The 18,881-nt window shown below is 34.3% G+C and carries 19 protein-coding genes; 3 read left to right on the top strand and 16 right to left on the bottom strand.

Features of this window, described 5'->3' with window-relative positions:
- Positions 1 to 323: 323 nt before the first annotated feature.
- The 9 genes from ACYPZI_RS01145 to ACYPZI_RS01105 all read right to left on the bottom strand — a co-directional run bounded on the left by ACYPZI_RS01145 (position 324) and on the right by ACYPZI_RS01105 (position 8,601).
- Positions 324 to 1,511, bottom strand: coding sequence for a redoxin domain-containing protein (locus tag ACYPZI_RS01145; protein WP_459597780.1), 1,188 nt, complete (start codon positions 1,509 to 1,511; stop codon positions 324 to 326).
- A 62-nt stretch (positions 1,512 to 1,573) separates the two neighbouring features.
- Positions 1,574 to 1,765: a hypothetical protein gene (locus ACYPZI_RS01140; RefSeq protein WP_459597778.1), complete on the bottom strand. Its 192-nt coding sequence runs from the start codon at positions 1,763 to 1,765 to the stop codon at positions 1,574 to 1,576.
- Between the two features lie 189 nt (positions 1,766 to 1,954).
- On the bottom strand, positions 1,955 to 2,749 hold the full coding sequence (locus tag ACYPZI_RS01135; RefSeq protein WP_459597776.1) for a peptidase MA family metallohydrolase: 795 nt from the start codon (positions 2,747 to 2,749) through the stop codon (positions 1,955 to 1,957).
- A 156-nt stretch (positions 2,750 to 2,905) separates the two neighbouring features.
- Complete coding sequence (locus ACYPZI_RS01130) at positions 2,906 to 3,151, bottom strand: hypothetical protein (RefSeq protein WP_459597774.1); 246 nt, start codon at positions 3,149 to 3,151, stop codon at positions 2,906 to 2,908.
- Between the two features lie 221 nt (positions 3,152 to 3,372).
- The gene (locus ACYPZI_RS01125) at positions 3,373 to 5,442 is read right to left on the bottom strand and encodes an LTA synthase family protein (protein WP_459597772.1); all 2,070 of its coding nucleotides are present in this window, start codon (positions 5,440 to 5,442) and stop codon (positions 3,373 to 3,375) included.
- A 17-nt stretch (positions 5,443 to 5,459) separates the two neighbouring features.
- Positions 5,460 to 6,350, bottom strand: a complete 891-nt coding sequence (locus ACYPZI_RS01120; RefSeq protein ID WP_459597770.1) for a diacylglycerol/lipid kinase family protein — start codon at positions 6,348 to 6,350, stop codon at positions 5,460 to 5,462.
- 24 nt (positions 6,351 to 6,374) lie between these two features.
- Positions 6,375 to 6,617: a hypothetical protein gene (locus ACYPZI_RS01115; RefSeq protein ID WP_459597768.1), complete on the bottom strand. Its 243-nt coding sequence runs from the start codon at positions 6,615 to 6,617 to the stop codon at positions 6,375 to 6,377.
- Positions 6,618 to 6,625: 8 nt separating this feature from the next.
- Complete coding sequence (locus ACYPZI_RS01110; protein ID WP_459597766.1) at positions 6,626 to 7,318, bottom strand: phosphatase PAP2 family protein; 693 nt, start codon at positions 7,316 to 7,318, stop codon at positions 6,626 to 6,628.
- Positions 7,319 to 7,689: 371 nt separating this feature from the next.
- A complete protein-coding gene (locus ACYPZI_RS01105; protein WP_459597764.1) occupies positions 7,690 to 8,601 on the bottom strand; it encodes a phosphatase PAP2 family protein in 912 nt (303 codons plus the stop codon).
- Positions 8,602 to 8,754: 153 nt separating this feature from the next.
- Here ACYPZI_RS01105 and ACYPZI_RS01100 point away from each other — a divergent pair, with 153 nt between their 5' ends.
- From ACYPZI_RS01100 to ACYPZI_RS01090, 3 genes are read left to right on the top strand one after another with little or no spacing between them, the layout of a single operon-like run.
- Positions 8,755 to 9,177 carry an EamA family transporter gene (locus ACYPZI_RS01100; RefSeq protein WP_459597762.1) on the top strand — a complete coding sequence of 141 codons (423 nt, stop codon included), beginning with the start codon at positions 8,755 to 8,757 and terminating at the stop codon, positions 9,175 to 9,177.
- Positions 9,178 to 9,193: 16 nt separating this feature from the next.
- Complete coding sequence (locus ACYPZI_RS01095; protein WP_459597760.1) at positions 9,194 to 9,868, top strand: response regulator transcription factor; 675 nt, start codon at positions 9,194 to 9,196, stop codon at positions 9,866 to 9,868.
- Complete coding sequence (locus tag ACYPZI_RS01090; protein ID WP_459597758.1) at positions 9,856 to 11,133, top strand: sensor histidine kinase; 1,278 nt, start codon at positions 9,856 to 9,858, stop codon at positions 11,131 to 11,133. The genes ACYPZI_RS01095 and ACYPZI_RS01090 overlap by 13 nt, the downstream gene beginning before the upstream one ends.
- Positions 11,134 to 11,482: 349 nt before the next feature.
- Here the strand turns inward: ACYPZI_RS01090 and ACYPZI_RS01085 are convergent, their stop codons facing one another.
- From ACYPZI_RS01085 to ACYPZI_RS01055, 7 genes are all read right to left on the bottom strand, one after another.
- On the bottom strand, positions 11,483 to 13,624 hold the full coding sequence (locus ACYPZI_RS01085; RefSeq protein WP_459597756.1) for a hypothetical protein: 2,142 nt from the start codon (positions 13,622 to 13,624) through the stop codon (positions 11,483 to 11,485).
- A 269-nt stretch (positions 13,625 to 13,893) separates the two neighbouring features.
- Positions 13,894 to 14,160 (bottom strand): hypothetical protein, encoded by a 267-nt coding sequence (locus ACYPZI_RS01080; protein WP_459597754.1) that lies wholly within the window; start codon positions 14,158 to 14,160, stop codon positions 13,894 to 13,896.
- Positions 14,135 to 14,629, bottom strand: a complete 495-nt coding sequence (locus ACYPZI_RS01075; RefSeq protein WP_459597752.1) for a hypothetical protein — start codon at positions 14,627 to 14,629, stop codon at positions 14,135 to 14,137. Before ACYPZI_RS01075 ends, ACYPZI_RS01080 begins: the two co-directional genes overlap by 26 nt.
- Positions 14,630 to 14,759: 130 nt before the next feature.
- Positions 14,760 to 15,437 (bottom strand): TonB-dependent receptor plug domain-containing protein, encoded by a 678-nt coding sequence (locus ACYPZI_RS01070; protein WP_459597750.1) that lies wholly within the window; start codon positions 15,435 to 15,437, stop codon positions 14,760 to 14,762.
- Between the two features lie 84 nt (positions 15,438 to 15,521).
- The gene (locus ACYPZI_RS01065) at positions 15,522 to 16,616 is read right to left on the bottom strand and encodes a hypothetical protein (RefSeq protein WP_459597748.1); all 1,095 of its coding nucleotides are present in this window, start codon (positions 16,614 to 16,616) and stop codon (positions 15,522 to 15,524) included.
- Positions 16,617 to 16,639: 23 nt separating this feature from the next.
- Positions 16,640 to 17,308, bottom strand: a complete 669-nt coding sequence (locus tag ACYPZI_RS01060; protein WP_459597746.1) for a fasciclin domain-containing protein — start codon at positions 17,306 to 17,308, stop codon at positions 16,640 to 16,642.
- A 31-nt stretch (positions 17,309 to 17,339) separates the two neighbouring features.
- Positions 17,340 to 18,863, bottom strand: coding sequence for a RagB/SusD family nutrient uptake outer membrane protein (locus ACYPZI_RS01055; protein ID WP_459597745.1), 1,524 nt, complete (start codon positions 18,861 to 18,863; stop codon positions 17,340 to 17,342).
- Between the last annotated feature and the right edge of the window lie 18 nt (positions 18,864 to 18,881).

Genomic DNA, 18,881 nt, shown 5'->3' with positions numbered 1-18,881 from the left:
TTCATACTCAAACATTGCCCAATCCACTTTATCTGCTAAAATATAAAGCGGATGATGCTGATCTAATGTATCTGATAAGGAGAAAAATAAACTTCTCTGATTATCTTTTTTACTGTATTGTAGCATAAAAATCTGCAAGAATTATACCACAAAGATATGAATTCTTGCAGATTTAAACAATTATTTTAAATGTTATTTTACTGATAATCAGAAGTATGAATGCTCTTTAAGGGACGACTAATTAAGTGATTTCGATGTTATTTTAGAACTAAATAAATAGTTGTATAAAGTTGTTGTTCAGTGAAATATTAGAAAGCAACTTTTTAGTTTTCTAATATTTTCTGTAATTCTATAAGAATTTCATTACTATATTTTTTCCAGTTACCTACAACTATTCCTTTTTTATTAATTAGAAAATATCTTGGGATTGATTCTATTAATGGATACTTAAAAAGTATATCTTCTTCAGAAAAGCCTTTGGTAAACCAACTAAGATTCTCTCTATCAGCTAATATATGTATCCAGTCTTCTGTCTTGTATTTTATTATAGCCTCTTGCCATTGTTTTATATCCGAATCCATAGAAATACCAATAATAACCAATCCATTGTCTTTGTATTGATGGTAAATTTCGTTAATGTGCGGAATATTTTTAATACATGGTCCGCACCAACTTGCCCAAGCATCAAGTAAAACTGCTTTTTTGCATCTGAAATCTGATAACTTCACAGTATTTCCATGTATATCTTTTGTTTCAAAATCAGGAGCTTGATGACCTATTTCTGTATTTCTATAATTTTCTATTAATTGTTTCACTTTCTTGCCAGTTGGAGTGTTTTGCTTTTCAAATGATAATTCGTTATATATTTCTATTGCTTCTTCAGATGAAATCCATCTTCCATAGAACATAGGGAACAATTGGATTAAAGCTTTTATAGTAATAAAAGAGTTAGGATCTGAACGAAAACGGTAGATAGAATATAATTGGTTTTTTTTAATAATAGAATCTAATACTTGGGTTACCTTCTTCTGTTCTAATTTTAACTTTTTAGTACGAATTGAATCTTTTTCTATTTCAAGTTCTTTTGCAATCAAGTCCCTTACACTTATTATAGAATCTTGTATTACTAACGATTTAGAGACTTCATTCTTTATCATATTTGTTTGTTGCCAAAGTTCAGATCCTTTAATTTCTAATTTGTCTGGTTCTACAACAGAAAAAGATAAAGATATATTACCTTCCTCAAGCCAAAAGTGAACAGAAACCTCACCTAACTTCAATTGTGCAAATGTTGGTTCGGATATATTTCCTTTTATAGAGAATTTTCCATTTCTCATATCAATGGTTTTTTGAATTATCGTTCCATTATCAATATAAGAAAGTTCTAATTCTTGACCTTTTACATTTTCTATATTTTCTATTTTGCCATTCAAATTAAAACAGAATTGAGATTCCTGAGAATATAAAGCTGAATAAAACAGCAAAAATATTATAAGCATTTTTCTTTTCATATCTTAGAGTATTATTTTAGGATCAGATGGGAATATTACCCATCTGATCCTAACTGCTTTAGTTAAGAACAAAACCCTTTATAACCAGATGTATTTGGTGCTTCTTTACACTTTGTGCAATGACTATATCCACTCACAGCTGGAGGGCAATTCGAATCTGAATTACAGAGATAAGCTCCACAACCTCCTCCACTACTATACCCGCCTGTCACCTCATACCCGCCTGTCATCATCTTCATTTCACTGTCAGTCATTAGACTGGCGTCTTTTATTACTAAGTTTCTTCATTGTTAAAATTGTTTAGTTATGTCGCAGAATATTACAATAAGTGATCAGTTTATTGCCTATTGCCCTGCAACTTAGCAATAGAGTTGATTTACTAGATCAAACTTTCAGACTAAGAGATGGTTAATAACTATCTTAATCGGAAATTCTTCCCAATCTTATTTTATCGAACTACAATATCTTTGATCTAGTTCGTTATTTATTTTTTGAACCATACATTCCAGGTCTATTCCATATATTCTTTCAAAATCAGAATTTTCAAACCACAACTCTTTAAATTTTTGAACACCATATCTTTCAATTAGAAACTGTACTATGTAACCAGATTGAATATATGCAATTTTAATTTCTGAGGATGTAACACTTGGAAATTTGGTTAACAAATCCGGCAATAGTTTATTACTTTGATAAAATTTGGTATATATTTCTTCTAAGGTAAAACCTTTGAGGTCTTCGGCTTCGGGGTCAGCATAAACTGCTAAACCCTCTGCTAGCCAGTCCGGATGTCCAATATAATTCTTTATTAAAGGATTCCATTTTAGGCTAACTATCATATGCATGAGTTCATGTTTCAGGACTTTGGGGATACAACAGATCATATTTTGGGGAACATATTGGTCTTTCAACATGGAAATACCCGAGATTCGTCCTCCTGCATATTTAATCATTTCATCTTTGTCACGAGCTAACACGATGTAAACAGAATCTTTAAAGTCAGATTCTCCTATTAACTCCAAGTTATGCTCTATGTATTTTTTTGTTGTTTCAATGATACTCTTACGTTCAGAGGCACTCGATTGGGGATCAATAAAATACGTAATACTCCCGTTTACTTTAGTTATTTTGGCTCCCAGCTGTGTGATAGTTGAAGGGGACCAATCGTTATTTTGAGAAATAACATTATAACTACACATTAATAAAGATAAAAATAGGACTAGTTTATATGTTTTCATAACATTAGAGTTTATGTATTTATATAGTCGTTTTATCATGTGTGATGCCATAACCTTAATATTTATTATATTTTTTCAAAAAGATATCCCTACTTGTGCAAGGGATATCTTTATTAATTACAGATAATTATACCTCATTGTTCTTTATTTTCCTTTTTAATAATGGCAATTTAGTTCAGAACAATAACGCTGACCGTCATTAAATGAGTTTTGTGAACATTTGCCCATAACATCTTGTCCTATACTGTTTACCCGAGCCACACATTCGGCACACAAATCTTTACCAACGCATCTACTTGCTGCGGTAGTATATCCACCTCCCACAATTTCATACCCTCCTACAATCATTTTCATTTCACTGTCAGTCATTAAGTTGGCATCTTTTAAATTAAGTTTTTTCATGTTATTTAGTCAATCCTTAAAAAGTCATTTTAAGTTCAAGTATAAAAAAGTCTGCCTTGTCTTTTATTCTCATTAATGTTATCTTAGCTTTCATATGGATGCTTACCTTAATTTATATAGACAAGTTAAACTAAAGAGACGTAAGAATCTGTTTTCATCCATTTATAATTACTATAAGTATCTTAAGAGTTAGTGTCTTCTCTCCTTATCGGATAAGTTATTTAATTATTTAGGCTGTAACCTATTGTTTGATAATTAGATATTGCCTGATTTAATGAAACAGAGTCGGTTTGATTTAGAGGCGTTAATTCAAACTGGTAATTGCCATTCTGCTTAACTTGATATTGATTGACTTTTCTTACAGGAGATAATACTGTAAAAATATTATTTTTCCAATATCCCAGATTCTGATAGGTAGCCACCAAAACCCTGGACTTATAATCAGGAGAAAATACATCTTTTCCATAAAAATAAGAACTGTAAGAAAAATGCATCAAGCCGAATAACGTAGGCATAATATCTATTTGTGAAACAAGTGTATTCACTTGCTGAGACTCGATATATCCCGGAGCATAGATGATAGCCGGAATATGATATTTATCGAGGGGTATCTCCGTTTTTCCGGCACTCGATGCACAATGGTCGGCAGTAATAACAAATATGGTATTATTAAACCACGATTGTTGCCTGGCCATTTCTATAAACCGGCCGATTGCATAATCTGTATATTTTACACCTCCATTTCTGGATTTAGAATCATTGGGAATATCTATTTTACCTTGCGGGTAAGTAAACGGACGATGATTACTGACGGTCATTATATGGCCGAAGAAAGGTTTCCCCGTTTTTGTATCATTATCAAAAACTTTAATAGCTTTATTGTATATATCTTCATCGCAAACACCCCAGATATTACTAAAGGTTATTTCATCTTTGGCAAAGGATTTTTTGTCAATTATCTCATAACCATTACCGGAAAAGAATGTTTCCATATTATCGAAATAACTGTCACCACCATATAGATACTGGACGATATATCCTTTTTCTTTCAATACTTTTCCTGTTGAAAATAAATCTGAGTTATTGGCTCGCTTTACAATACTCTCTCCCGGACTTGGAGGAAGACAGAGTGTTACCGCTTCAAGTCCTCTCACCGTTCTGTTGCCTGTCGCATACATATTGTCGAAGACAAGACTTTCATCCATTAGTTTATCCAAACAGGGAGTTATATTTTCTGCGTTTCCATAACGATTGAGGAATGAGGCGCTAAGGCTTTCGACCGTGATAAGGATAATGTTTTTATGAACTTCGGGTAAAGAGTCTTTTATGATTTGGAGGTTATTTTCACTGCTACCATATTCCTCGTGGATAATAGTCATAGCCTTGTCCTCGGGGATGGTAATGTAGAATTCTTCATATTGGAGTTCGCTATTTAAAAAGGCCAGATAAAAGCGATGTAGTCCGTTTGCCTGCAATTCGTTTATGTATACGTTGCCGGCTTGTTGAAAGCGTAAATTGAAATTTAATAGTCCACAAGAAATGATAAATAATATAATATAAGTTCCGGTAACGAGCATTTTAGTCCTGAAGGATGCCAGGACAGAAAAAGACAACTCTTGTTTTCGCAACAATATATATGAAATTCCTAACGAAATAATGAGTAATCCGGCAAACATAGGTATAACAGGGTAAGATTCAACGATATTTCCTATAACTTCATTTGTATAGATTAGATAATCTACGGCAATAAAATTATACCGTACCCCGAATTCATTCCAGAAAACATATTCACATATAGCATTTAATATAGTACAGAATACATAAATAAAAAATATAAGATAAAATTGACTCGCCCGCCATTTATCTCTTACCGAAGGTATAAGCAGACGGATAGTAAAACTAACAAATTTGTAGAGCAGAAAATACCGGGCGATTTTAGGAACAACACTGCCGTACTCATCAAATATGGTATTGAAAAACGAAACATAGCAGAAAGCCAATACGAGTAATCCTTCAATAATATATCCCCAAGGTTTCCTGTATTTTCCTTCCGAGAAAAATATAAATGTCATCCATAGAAAAAAAGAAGCGATAAATCCGAAACATATATCGTTTATCAATCCAAATCCGAATATTTTGAGCCAATCCGGTACAGGGAAAGATAAATCAGTTTGTTCATTAAACAGTAGGACAATTCTTGTAAGGAAGCCTATGATAACAGATAACGTTATTAGCCTGCTGAAAGCGAAAGTGTATATTCCGGATTGTATTTTTATCTCTTTTATTTTCATTCTTTTTGCTTAAATACTTATAAAATTGCTGAAGGAATAAGGACATTTAATCCACGGTGAACGATTTTTATATTTATCTCATTCCCGGTGTGTATGGCGTTCCCGTCCAGGTGCATTACTCCTCCATTTTTCCGTAATATAGTAGCCTCGGTAGTCATAATCTCTATTTTCTTGCGATTATTACCTATTGTCTTAGAAAACATCTGTATGGCTATTTTAGGAATATTAAGTACAGAAAGAGGCTTTAGAATAGCAATGTTCATTTGCCCGTCATCCATTTTTGCATTTGGCGCTATATAAGCGTCATTGCCATATTGAGGAGCGTTGGCGCAGGTAACGACAAAAGCATCTATTTCGAATGTCTGTGCAGAAGTTATGATTTTATATCTCTCAGGATTAAAGTTGTAGAATGTGCTGATCATGTTTCTGGCATACATCAGTTTTCCTCGTTTTGTCTTATCTTTTGACTTCTCGCTTACCAGAGCATCAAATCCGACTCCACATGTACATAGGAAGATATGTTCGTTAACTATTCCATAGTCGATTTGCTTTGTTATCCCTTTACTTATAATGTTTATAGCTTTTGCTTTATTCATAGGTATGTTCAAACTTCTGGCCAATCCATTGCCCGAGCCGACAGGAAGTATTCCCAAGGTAGTATTAGTGCCGATCAGTGCTTTTGCGATTTCGTTTATAGTGCCATCTCCGCCCACCGCAATAACATAATCTACATTATTTGCAACTGCTTCTCTTGCCAATTCTGTCGCATGTCCCGGATATTCTGTATATAGTAGTTGGATACTAAATCTTTTAGCATCCATAGATTGAAAATAATCGGGAATATTTTTCTTCGATTTTGTACCTGATACCGGATTAATAATTACATGTACTTTTTTGGTAGTATTCATATAGTTTTAATTTGTATAATTCATTTAGTTGGTTTGAATATTTCGTAAAAGCCCTTCTCCGTTGTATGTATATCCTATAGAATCTTCCAGACAAACTTTATAATAATAGAATACTTTGGCGCCGATGTAGGGAATCTTTATTCCGGGTTTATCTATTGTTTCATAAAATGTATGAACCTTAATGTCCGGCACATAATTATCGCCGTCATTATAGCAACCCGCACATATTACCAATGAGAATATTAGAACCGATATTACTCTATTCATTGTATAAGTTATTGCAAAAATAGTATTATATATTTACTTAAAGCAGCGAAAGACAATATATATAATATGATAAATATTGTCATTGTATCGATCTGCTTATTAGAATATTCAATATTGTATTGACTTATAGTATTATTAACCTGAATCTTAGACGTAATGTATATATAGCCTTTATAGACCAGGAAACCCATTGTTATTCCTGCTATTACTCCTCCTACGATATCAGAAATAAAGTGTACTCCCAGATAAATGCGTGAATAGGCAACTATAGACGCCCAAACAAAAATGGTAAAGGTAAATAATCTGTTCCGAAATAACAAAGCTGTAAACATCGCAAACCCAAAGCTATTGGTCGCATGTCCTGAAATGAATCCATACTGACCTCCGGTATATCCGAAAAGCGTTCTGACATGTTCCATTATTTCCGGATAGTGGGTCGGACGCGGACGGGCGACAAGAGGCTTTATAATATGAGAGGATAGTTGATCGCAAAGAATAAAAACCAGTACTATACCTAATAATACCGGCAGCCATTGTTTCCAGCTTTTTTTATAGACAATATTCAAAATCAGGAATAAAGCCGGAGGAATCCATATACTCATGCTTGAAAACAGCCACAACATATTATCTAATAAATTGGTATGCGCACCATTTATCGCCAAAAACAGATTTTTCTCGTAAGGTATTATTTTATCGAACATAATACATTGGGCTAAAATTTATCCAAAGTTATGGCTAAGATTTTGCAGAAATTTAGAATTTATATTTATGATCCTGATATTTATGGCAAAGTCATAGTACATGACAAAAAATATTTTATATATATTTAAAAGGCTTATTATGTTGCCCTTACAGGGCACGGTTCCCTAGTCTGTCATCTACCCGGGGTGTTACCCCGGGCTGGAATATATCAGGCTTTCAGCCTGTTTCTTTCCACGATGCCCTGAAGGGGCTACATAATATAGCCCAATGGCAACGCCTTGGGTAGGAAAATACAATCCCTGAAACCGCGCCCTGTAAGGGCAATATAAGATTTTGTAATATTTTTTGTCATGTACTATGTGGCAAAGTATTAAAATGTATATAATAAACCTATACCGTAATTGTCGACTCCTATCGATGGGGCTATGGTGAGATTGTTAGTTTTATTGTTTATCCCAAGCATACTATGGAAAACCGGAAGCATCAGATATCCTGCTTCTGCGCTTAAGATGCCTATGCCGGCACCGGTAACCACATCGCTTGCCCAATGTTTTTTATTTAATACGCGTAATGTTCCGGTACCCGTTGCGACGGCATATCCGGCTATACCGATCCATGGCGAGGTATCTTTATATTCTTTGAACAGTATATGTGCCCCGACAAAGGCAGTCGCGGTATGTCCCGATGGAAATGATTTATCGTTCGAGCCATCCGGACGTAGAACGGGTATCGTGTTTTTCATTGTTTGTACAGTTGCTCCCATAACAATATAAGATGTTGCCATTATAATGGAACGATCCCTGAAATTATGCTTCGCCTTTATTCCCATAAAGTCAAGTCCGTATACAGCTATGGCCGGAGCAAACTGAGAATAGTCATCAATGGGGATGGATACTTTCAAGTGTTCGTTGACTTCGTTGTTGGTGCTATGGTCGAGCTGTTGCAAAGGCTTATTTCCTCTGGTTATGATTCCATAAGATACCAGTGCTGCAGGGATAATGAATTTTGAATAGGGAGCATTGAATATATTTGTCTTCCCTTTGGATTTATCGAATGAGGAAGTAATTTTTTCATCCATTGATATAAGTAGATCATTTTCCAAACGATTATAATCCCGATACAAAGGTGTAAAATTTAAGCTGTTTTTATCCTTCCCCAGCGAGTCTTTAGATTGTACCATAATTTGGGGAGGCATTTTTATTTTTATTGTATCCTCCTGTTGTGCGTATATGCTAAAACTGCCAACTATAAGCAATAAAATAACCGCAAGTAAATGTTTCATCTGCTAATATGAATAATAATATTGCAAAATTGATGTTTGATTTTGCAGAAATTTAGAATTTTGACTGCAACGGAATAATAAAATATTATTGTATTCAATTTTTCTACAAAGTTGATTTACTACATTTGGAATATAATTGAAAATCGAATAGTTATGTGGAAATATTATGCTATACTTTCTGCTGTATTTGCATCTCTGACTGCTATTTTCGCCAAAATAGGAATTAAGAATGTCGATTCTAATTTAGCCACAGCTATCAGGACTTGTGTTATTCTTCTTATTACCTGGGGTATTGTGTTTGCAAGCGGCGGGATTAGCGGGATAAAAGAATTGACAAAGATGAATTGGGCATTTCTTATCCTTTCGGGAATAGCCACAGGGTTATCATGGTTATTCTATTTTAAGGCATTGCAATTGGGAGATGCGTCTAAAGTGGCTCCAATAGATAAATTGAGCGTTGTTTTTACAATATTCCTTTCATTTATTATACTGAGAGAGACTGTCAGCTGGAAAGTGATCGTGGGTGGTTTATTTATTGCCGGCGGTTCTTTAGTTATATTAATGGATAAACAATAATACAAGACTTAAGAAAATGAAAATCCTGATAATAGAAGATGAGCGGGAACTTTCACAAAATATAGTGACTTATCTGTCAGCTGATAATTATTTGTGTGAACAGGCTTATAGTTTTGACAGCGCGATAGAAAAAATTTCGATGTATAGTTATGATTGTATTCTTTTGGATTTGAACCTGCCGGGAGGTGATGGATTGGAAATACTGGAGGAAATCAAAAAACGTAATATCGACAGTGGAATTATCATTATTTCGGCAAGGGGCTCTTTAGATGATAAAATTACAGGCTTGAAAATCGGTGCGGATGATTACTTGGCAAAGCCGTTCCCTCTTTCCGAATTAAGTATAAGAATTTATGCACTTATGAGAAGACAGCAATTTTCTCATAACAATGTACTTAAATCAAATAAGGCGGAAATAAACCTCCTGTCTAAAACAGTTACAGTAAATGGAAACCTTGTTATACTTACAAAATCTGAATATGAATTAATGTTATACCTTATAGGAAATAAAAACAGAGTGGTATCAAAAAATGCTATTGCCGAACATTTATCGGGTGATATGGCTGATATGTTGGATAGTCACAATTTTGTATATGCTCATATAAAGAATTTAAAGTCCAAACTAGCGGATATTGGTTGCGAGAATTGTATTAAAACTATTTATGGAACGGGTTATCAATGGGTAGAATGAAAGGGTTGTTGAGTAAAAGCATGTGGCAGTTTGCTGTGTCGACTGTCATTCTATTGATATGTTGTTCGCCTTTATTCTTTTTAGTAATGAAACACTTCTATGCCGAGGATCTGGACGAACTGATTATTTACAGAAGTGACGAGTTTGTATCTGAATACCTGCCGACCTTTACTGTTGACGAAATAGGACATTGGAATAAGTATAATAATGAGATGGAAATCATGGATGCGGATATTGCCTATCCCATGAACCGCGTAATTCAAAAATCTTATTATAACAAGGCTGAAGGACACGAAGTTGATTACAGGATTTATTATAAGGAAATAAAGATTCAGGGCAATCCGTATATTCTCGTGTCACGTATAGCAATGATTGAAGATAAGGATTTGATTAGTGCCCTTGTCGGGCAATATGGGATATTGTTTCTTATATTGCTTGTGTGTACGTTGCTTGTTCAAAGAATTATATCAAGAAAACTATGGAAGCCTTTTTATAGTAGTTTATCTAAAGCTGACAACTTTGATATTATTAAAGGAAATGTTCCCCATTTTGATAAAGTTGATATAAAAGAATTTGACCGGTTAAATACAATATTATCAAATTTAATTAGTAATAACCAAAAAGCTTATAATCAACAAAAAGAGTTTGTCCAAAACGCATCCCATGAACTGCAAACACCTTTGGCGGTTTTTCAAAGTAAATTAGACGTTTTTTTTCAGGAGCCGAATCTTTCCGAGAAGCAAGTTGAAACAATTCATTCTTTATATGATATCCTCTCCCGTTTAACCCGCTTAAATAAAAATCTGCTATTACTGGCGCGAATAGATAACAATCAGTTTAAAGAGACTGAAAATATTGACTTTAGACGGGTCTTGGAGAAACAACTCGATTATCTGAAAGTTTTGGCAGAGAGCGAAGGTATTGCGATTACGACCAATATTGAAGATGTAACTTTATCAGCAAATAAAATATTATTAGAGAGTTTAATAAATAATCTGGTTGTAAATTCTATTCGTCATAATACAGCAACAGCAGATGCCCAAATTATTATTACACTCAGTGAAGGTTCTTTTATTATAGAAAATACCGGGGAGAAACAACCCTTAGATAGTGACAAAATATTCCGGAGATTTAGTAGGACATCAGAAAACAAAAAAGGTAATGGGCTGGGTTTATCCATTGCATATCAGGTATGCAAACTTCATGGTTGGGAAATAATATATTCTTACCAAAACAGCATGCATCGCTTTGAAGTAAAATTCTGATTTGTAAAATTGTAATACCTTATGCAGTAATAAAGGAAATAATAGACATGGGAATAAAATATTGTAAAAGTTAATGATATTCATTATAAAATTAAAAACTCAACTATCTGATATCGAATAGTTGAGTTTAAAAAAGTGGGCACACTTGTGAGTTTACCGTGAATTGAAATGATTTTCGCTGCTTTGCGTGGATTCTTTCAATTCCTTGCTAGATGTAAATTAAGAAGCTATGTGAGGCTGCAATAGTCATGGAGAAGCGCTAAAAAGAGCACTGGAATGGGCACTGATTAATCAAAAAGATGCTTAAAGATAGAACTTTTACCCCATATTATAAAGGTAAAATAATTGATTAGTTGCGGTTGCTCCATTCTATTTGGTCTATATTATCCCATTCTTTATCATTATAAGAGGACACGAGTTTTATACACTCACTTATTTTAGGAGATTTTATTTCTAAATTAACATAGGCTTTGATTTTTGATTTTTTCTTGTTTTCAGCCAATGGTTCTACGAACATATCATAAGGATCACTTAACGTTATATTAGCAAGTTCTTCTTTCTTCATTACACAGAACCCTCTTTCATCTACAGGAACACTAATGGGAGGTGTGATAATTTCTACATTTCGATAATATGCTTTTGAAATATCATCATTTTCTACAAATTTAATATCTTTTTCAAAATGTGCATAATATGGAACGTAAAGGTCAAAATTTATTATTACATACAGATCTAGACTGTCTCCTAGTAACTTATTAATAATAGAAAAAATATCTTGATCCGAGACTTTAAATGAAGTTGTATTTATAGAAGAAAAATAGTCTTTGTATAAAAATGCTCTTGCCTTTTGCATTATCAAGTTTCCTGATATTTCATCAAAATCGACATAACTAATCTCTTGATTATCACAAAATGCAGCTGTTTCCACAATCCAATTTCCATTTATTTTATGGGAAATTATTTTACATTCTATTCCATCAGATATTTTGTAATTGTTTATATTCTTTATTTGTTTCCTAAAGTTATCAATAGACTGCCTCGTTTTTTCTTTAAACAAATCAATTTTCTCTTTACTAATTTCAGGATTATTTTTTAATGTCTCTATTCGATTCTCACACTCTTTTTGTAAAATATCTATTAAGTTCAGCGGTAAAGGAATTCCCTCTTTTATCGGTTCCCAATCTTCATTTGCCATTGGCAATCGATATTCTTCCAATCTCCGCTTATTGTGTAGAAGTTCTTCTACATTTGATTTTAAAATTTTAATTTCATCTAACCAAATATGTAAATCTCTTACATTATTTGGATAGTTTGGTTCTCTTAAAGGATTATTCCCATAATTAGGGATTAATGTATATAATCTTAAGAAAAAGAATGCAAATACTTCTTTGATGTAAGCTACCTTAGTGTCATTGTCAAATATTCCGCGAAGATTGGGGTACTGAAATAATGAAAAATATTGCATTATAAAATTCAATTCATATTGATAATGCATCTTCACTAAATATCGCATTACTTCGTCTATATTGTTTGGAGTTAAATAGTATTTGGGTGGTTCCGAATGAGTAAGATTTGCTCCCAATTCTATCGTGTATATTTTATTTTCATTTAATAACAACCCTGATAAAGTATAGAAAAACCATTTTAGATTTTCCTCCTCTTCCTTTACCGATTTTTCTTTTTCTGGAGAAAGATCATATCTATTATGTTGAAAGCTGCATCCTTGCATGTGATAGTATAATGAATCGAGAAAAGAATTAAGCCTATTGTCATCTCCTCGTTTTATTTGAGCAAGAAGAATAAGCCAAATTACCCTAAAAGTATCATTGCTTGTAAATGTATTTAAACCGCGGTCAAGGAGCCAGTCTATAACATTGACATTATATATTGAAGAAACATATGAATTATTTTCATTCAACATAGACTCATTAATGTTTCGGAGCATTTTGTAAAACCAAGGCTCATAAACTAATTTTTCATTAGGGTGCTGCTCTCTAAATTCAGCTAAATATGAAATCATACAATCATGAAATTTAAGAGCAATATCTTCATCTTGTATATGCATACCGTACACGTATAGATCATTGATATCGAGCAGATCGTCTTTCGATGGTGGTGTAGGAGGGTTTTCGGTGAATATTACAGAACTTAAGTCAGTAGGGAAGTTATATGTTTGAATAAGCTGAAAAAGCAAAAATAGTAGAACTACAGTTATCCCAGTTGATATATACAATAAAATGTCTATTTGTAACTCTAAAATAGGTGTATTGAAAAATTTGTGTGAATCCAAAAACCATAAAAAAGATAAGACAATAGTTATTATAAGGGAAATGTAAAACAACTTGAAGTATGTCTCTTTTACGAACCGTTTCATTATGCGAGTAGAAGAATATTTTTCATCTAATCGTTGAATTGATTGCAAAATTAAAGGGAAAGCAATACCCAGTATAGTTGCAATAAAGGCGACTGTAAAATCAATTATATCCTTCATTTTCTAATCCTTTTTTTCTTTCTTAAACATGCTTTTGATATAATTTTTATAGAGGTCAAAAAGTAACTCCATACGGATTTTCTCATTCATCAATGCTTGATGGCGATATGCTAAATCTACAGCCTTACTCAAATTTTTCATCTCAATGGAGATATTTTTTTTCCACAATAAATCACTATATCCATTCGATTCATCTACTATACTAGTGTAATTCTTTTCCCCACCACTCAAAACACTCTTTCTGCATATCACTCAAACAAGCATCTATATCAGTGAGTCACAGAGTCACACATCTCAAAGAAGCCCTCATTGGGTAAGTCTGTCGATTTAGCGACAACAATAGATGCCAAGATAGGCTGTTTGTTCTCAATATCGTATCGGGTAATCCTTTCTAATATTGCCCCAAGACTACGAATAAGAGAAGCATCCTCTCCACCTATCAAATCCGAATAATACACCTTCTCGCCCTCGGAGACAGCCTTGATTAGCTTTTCTCTGATTGCTGTTTCCTTATCTGTTAGAGTTATTGCGGTCATAATCTTGATATTTTCTGTAAATGTATAAAAAAATAAGGACTTGATTCTTTAGTTGTATGGCTATCATTTCCTGCATCATTTCATTTTTGGTTATGGGGCTTTGACGCTTTTCTTTAGGTGTTTGCACCTCACAGAATCGAACTGTCTTTTTTACTGTATTATAAGACAGCGGAATATCAAGGGCGGAAGTCCCGTCATCCGAATCGCAAACATAAAACGCCGACAGGATATTAATCCCTTTTACATTCCGGCCTTTACTGTGATCCCAATGCCGGCAAATCAAATCATTTTCATCCATGTACGGCTTCTCTATTATCGTATCATCAAATATCAAACAGCCGCCGGTGTTTTCATATTCCCGTACTATGGGTTTAACCTCTAACCATAAGTCTTTCGAGTTTAGTTCTTCTCCTGATATGAACCGGGTTATACCGTCGTGGCTGAGGCTCCCATTAGACAGGGCCGACAATCCGGGTGCGGTCGTCTGACGGGTACTGCATCACAGATAGTCACTGTATAAATCTAATAAATTTTCCATCCTCCAAAGATAGCCTTTTTAGCCCTACATAATTAGTCTTTTGCGTAACATCAGTAATTCATTAATATATTTTTGTTTTTATAATAATAACACCATTGGCGCCTTTTACCCCGAACATTGAACCGTCCTTTAAGACTTCTAAAGATTCGATGTCTTTTACATCTACAGAAGAATCTACATCTGCTAATTTAGTATATTGAACACTATCTACCAGATAGAGAGGTTCTACATCTCCGGTAAGACTAGATGCTCCCCGAATTATAGCCACCGGAGCATTATCTATCATCGTAATTTGCAGTCCGGGAATATCTCCCCGAAGAAGTTCTGATACAGAATTGGCGCTGAGCTTTTCTATTTGTCCTTTAGTCAGTACATTAGGGTTAGTCCGTGCCTTCGCTATATTTAAAAAAGTAAGTATTTCCCTGTAATCGCCGCTAGCTACAGATAAATCCCGCTTATTTATCCTGATATCAAAGGATGTGTTATTTTTTACAGGTATGAGAACAAATTTATTTTTAGAAGGATAGATCATTAATGTATCTTTTTCCGAGACGTCTTCAAGAATAAAACTACCGTCTTCAAGCGTCTTTACACTATTAGAAGTATTTTTTACACTTATCGGAATTCCTTTTAAAGGTTTTCCTTTCTCATTTGACACTTTTCCTGTGATGTTTCCTGCAATTAATTGATTAATACAGGTTAAACAAAGGAAGAGTGTACAATATAATATCTGCTTCATAATGCCTGATATTTTTTTTTCTAAAGAACTTATCCGCCAAACCTGTACTATTACAGATTTAACGGATAAGCCTGAATAAAATGATTATTTCAATATTGTTCCATCATTTATGCTGTATACATCATCCAGATAAAGAACAGGTAATTCTCTACTGGCTCCGACAGGGAATCCTATTCTCCACCAGTTGATATAAACATCATCGACACAGTCGAAATTTCTTCTGAAAACCTGTAAGAAATCAGATTTGAGTACTTCTACGCCATCCAGGTTCACGTGTATCAGATAGTCTTTATCAATACTCAATGAAACTTTCTTGTAAATCTTGTCCGCAAAAGTAGACAATTCGTTTACACTTAGATAACTAACTATATTCCTTGCGATACCGTTATCTAAATAATTAATTCGCAGCCGTACATTAAATTTACCTTGCGGTGTGACAAGAGGTGGTATATTTGGGACATTACCATCCTTATTTGGATACCATTCAAACTGAAATTCAGTTGGATAAGCAGCGTCGGCTTTCTTCGGATCACGATTAAATCCCCATGCATAATATAAGGAGTGAGGCCCTTTATTATTTCCAACTTTCAGCGTGTCTTTTGGTATATTGCTTGAGAATCCTATTTTACTCATCGTACTGAAAGGAAGTTTTAACTCCGAGTCGTTAAAGTTTTTATTCAAGTAACGATAAGCATTCGTTGTAGAATTCCCTTTAAACTCTGCATAGCCGTTAACGACGCCATTTACAGTTTCAGTTTTGGGTGTAATAGTAGATTCGGATTGCGCTGAAAAACTGAAAGGTAGTTTTTCGAATTTTTCAAAATAATAAGAAGATACATACATAGAGTGTGTCCGGATTTCGGATTTACCTCCTGCTGTAACTTTACATGATACAGTATAGGTTCCGGGAACATTAGGAGCCTGCCATGTGTTTTCGTCCAGTCCTTGAGGCTGGGTAATTCGTCCTCCATCACATGACCATTCATAGTCTACCTTCATCAAATCGTCGGAGCGAACTACCATCCACATTTTTACCTTCTGATTGCAATAAAATTCGTCACCGTCTGTACTTAACGAGTCGATATGTACATAATTATCATCGGTACAACTTGTAGAAAACACAATATAAAGCGATGCAAGCAGGAATTTTATATATTTAAACGATTTTATATATTTCATAATTATACTGATTTAATTTTCAATTACTGTCCCAATTGATTTTTGGTAGGCCTGTCAATCCAAGATTCCAAAACATGTACATAAGCCCCTGAATTTGAAAGCAGATTGCTCGTCCGTGGTTTTATCGCACTTTTATAATGACCGCCAAAGTTGTTAAAGACAATGTTCGGATTACGGTCTTTAATGATGTACATATTCACTTTAGCAGTGTCGGCCGTAGCATAGGTGCCATACCATGCAGACGATGGCGGCAGATTGCTCCATGTATATTTTCCTTTCACTATATGATAGAGTAAAAACTCTTTTACTACATTTTTAGGATATTGAGTCATCGATATAGGGGCATACGCAACACCTGTGTTATCTATCAGCTTATGCGTCTGAAAATAACTCAAATCGGCCGCTGTTGTTGAATTGAAAGCTTTGTCAGCTAACAATATATATGTCGCGTTCGCTTCGTTATACATATCCTGCATATCGGCATATTCTATCGCCTCTTTCATCAGAAGAAACAAGTCCTGACGAGAGTTTATAAATTCCCACACCGTCATATTAATATGGTTGTCATATTGTCCGGCATTGTAGTCGTAATCATAAGATTCCTGTACCTTGAGCCCAAAAATTTCACAGCTAGAGAATATTAAGGAAATAATGGCAACAGCAAGTGTAATTCTTATATATTTTTTTATCATAGCTTTATTCTATTTTGATAAATATTAAATATTAATTTCCTTTAGTATAAGGATAATTCTGTTCTAACGCGGAGTTAGCCTCAAACTCACGGGTATAGATAGGAAATAAAATACGCCCGGGATCGCCAAAACCTACCGGAGTAGATTGCCGTAATTTGTAAATAGGATCCATAATATCTATAACCTTATCTGTCCGTACTAAATCGAACCAGCGTTTACCTTCGCCTAAAAATTCAAGCTGACGCTCCTGAAGGATAATATTTTCAATTTTGGCTTTATCTGTGCTCTCTGCTTCTTGAGCGGCGTCAGCCTTATATCCTACACGTTTACGTATATTGTTTACGACGTTTAGAGCTTCCGCGCCTCTACTTAGTTTGTTTAACGCTTCTGCTCTTAATAAGAGTACGTCGGCTAAGCGGTATACCGGAAATTGAACAGCGGCGTTCGATGTGGAGAGTACCAACCAATGGGATTGATAAACACCATAACTAGCATTGAAAACCCTGTTAGGATCGACATCACAATATTTTGTATTCTTTTCTATTCCGGATGTGCCTTTATATGAGGCATAAGTAAGAGGAATACGATTCGTGTTGTAAAATATTTTCACAGTATCCAGTGTGTTCCAGAAACGGCTATCTGTTCCCTTTCCGGATCGAAGCCGGTCGATGAACGTTTCGAATATAGCTTTTGACATCATAAACCCATTATTGGTATTTGATGCACCGAGCTGTGAAGGCCAACCTGAAGCTCCATTTGTAGCATAATCCCATGCTACAGCCAGAATTATCTCTTTGGAAGCGCCAGGAGTCAGAAACATTTGTTTCCATTCAATCTCAGAATTAACCAGTGTAAAATTGCTGTTATTTATGAAATAATCCGATGTGCTCAGAGCCTCGTCATATTCCTTAAACCACATATGTACATCTGTTTTCAAAGCATAATATGCTGCTGTGGAAAAATAAAATTTGTCAGTCGGATTGTTCAGATAACGTTTGGCTTCGGTAAGATCACTCATGATTTGAGCTTTGACTTCTTCTATTGTGGCTCTTCCTATTTGCGTACTCGAAACATCGCCATCCCAAGACTTGGTAACGATGGGAACGCCACCCCATACACGTAAAGCATAGAAATACATCAATGCTCTCATACCGTAAGCCTGCCCTATATAGTTAGAATATTCAGACTCCAATATTTGAGGAATTTCAGGATAGTTTTCAATTGCGATATTACATCTTGCAATACAAGAATATAAGTTATTCCAACTGGCGTAACCACTATTACTTGCTTTTAGTCCGTTTATATATAAATCATTAGAGTCGGCATAACCCGTACTTTCATAAGAGTCGGAACGTAGATCTCCCCAAGATAAATGAGCTACATTTAGAGTAAGCTGCATAGCATTATATATTCCTGCATTCCAGCTACGCATATCGCCTTTTGTCGTAAAAAAAGTTGTAGGAGACATGTCTGATATTGGATTTCTGTCCAGAAAATCATTACAGCTAGTAATACCTAGCATAACCATTGTCAATATAAATAGATATTTTTTCATTTTATTAAAACTTTTGAT

Source organism: Dysgonomonas reticulitermitis, from assembly GCF_054601275.1.
Note: the sequence above shows the minus strand (reverse complement) of the source record. Positions and strands in the feature narration are given on the sequence as shown.

Excerpts from the sequence above, each read along its gene's own strand:
- ACYPZI_RS01140 (WP_459597778.1), bottom strand. The coding sequence starts at position 1,765 with ATGACTGACAGTGAAATGAAGATGATGACAGGCGGGTATGAGGTGACA.
- ACYPZI_RS01105 (WP_459597764.1), bottom strand. The coding sequence starts at position 8,601 with ATGAAACATTTACTTGCGGTTATTTTATTGCTTATAGTTGGCAGTTTT.
- ACYPZI_RS01145 (WP_459597780.1), bottom strand. The coding sequence starts at position 1,511 with ATGAAAAGAAAAATGCTTATAATATTTTTGCTGTTTTATTCAGCTTTA.
- ACYPZI_RS01110 (WP_459597766.1), bottom strand. The coding sequence starts at position 7,318 with ATGTTCGATAAAATAATACCTTACGAGAAAAATCTGTTTTTGGCGATA.
- ACYPZI_RS01060 (WP_459597746.1), bottom strand. The coding sequence starts at position 17,308 with ATGATAAAAAAATATATAAGAATTACACTTGCTGTTGCCATTATTTCC.
- ACYPZI_RS01100 (WP_459597762.1), top strand. The coding sequence starts at position 8,755 with ATGTGGAAATATTATGCTATACTTTCTGCTGTATTTGCATCTCTGACT.
- ACYPZI_RS01055 (WP_459597745.1), bottom strand. The coding sequence starts at position 18,863 with ATGAAAAAATATCTATTTATATTGACAATGGTTATGCTAGGTATTACT.
- ACYPZI_RS01115 (WP_459597768.1), bottom strand. The coding sequence starts at position 6,617 with ATGAATAGAGTAATATCGGTTCTAATATTCTCATTGGTAATATGTGCG.
- ACYPZI_RS01080 (WP_459597754.1), bottom strand. The coding sequence starts at position 14,160 with ATGACCGCAATAACTCTAACAGATAAGGAAACAGCAATCAGAGAAAAG.
- ACYPZI_RS01090 (WP_459597758.1), top strand. The coding sequence starts at position 9,856 with ATGGGTAGAATGAAAGGGTTGTTGAGTAAAAGCATGTGGCAGTTTGCT.
- ACYPZI_RS01125 (WP_459597772.1), bottom strand. The coding sequence starts at position 5,442 with ATGAAAATAAAAGAGATAAAAATACAATCCGGAATATACACTTTCGCT.
- ACYPZI_RS01120 (WP_459597770.1), bottom strand. The coding sequence starts at position 6,350 with ATGAATACTACCAAAAAAGTACATGTAATTATTAATCCGGTATCAGGT.
- ACYPZI_RS01070 (WP_459597750.1), bottom strand. The coding sequence starts at position 15,437 with ATGAAGCAGATATTATATTGTACACTCTTCCTTTGTTTAACCTGTATT.
- ACYPZI_RS01095 (WP_459597760.1), top strand. The coding sequence starts at position 9,194 with ATGAAAATCCTGATAATAGAAGATGAGCGGGAACTTTCACAAAATATA.
- ACYPZI_RS01065 (WP_459597748.1), bottom strand. The coding sequence starts at position 16,616 with ATGAAATATATAAAATCGTTTAAATATATAAAATTCCTGCTTGCATCG.
- ACYPZI_RS01135 (WP_459597776.1), bottom strand. The coding sequence starts at position 2,749 with ATGAAAACATATAAACTAGTCCTATTTTTATCTTTATTAATGTGTAGT.
- ACYPZI_RS01130 (WP_459597774.1), bottom strand. The coding sequence starts at position 3,151 with ATGAAAAAACTTAATTTAAAAGATGCCAACTTAATGACTGACAGTGAA.
- ACYPZI_RS01085 (WP_459597756.1), bottom strand. The coding sequence starts at position 13,624 with ATGAAGGATATAATTGATTTTACAGTCGCCTTTATTGCAACTATACTG.